Raw genomic sequence first — 324 nt, 5'->3', positions numbered from 1 at the left:
CGGCATGGACCACGGCGGCATGGACCACGGCGGCATGGACCACGGCGGCATGGACCACGGCGGCATGGACCACGGCGGCATGGACCACGGCGGCATGGACAACGGCGGCATGGACCACGGCGGCATGGACCACGGCGGCATGGACCACGGCGGCATGGACCACGGCGGCATGGACCACGGCGGCATGGACCACTGCGGCATGGACCACGGCGGCATGGACCACGGCGGCTTGGACCACGGCGGCATGGACCACGGCGGCATGGACCACGGCGGCATGGACTTGTCTCCGGGGGGCATTCCGCTTGCGGAGGGCGGCGAGGATCG

General features: G+C 72.2%; 1 protein-coding gene. It reads left to right on the top strand.

What is annotated here, in order from left to right:
- A partial coding sequence (locus tag QWY28_RS24745) for a hypothetical protein (RefSeq protein ID WP_300955314.1) occupies positions 1-324 on the top strand: 324 nt, incomplete at both ends.

The organism is Nocardioides oceani, assembly GCF_030412965.1.
Lineage (GTDB): Bacteria > Actinomycetota > Actinomycetes > Propionibacteriales > Nocardioidaceae > Nocardioides > Nocardioides oceani.
Note: the sequence above shows the minus strand (reverse complement) of the source record. Positions and strands in the feature narration are given on the sequence as shown.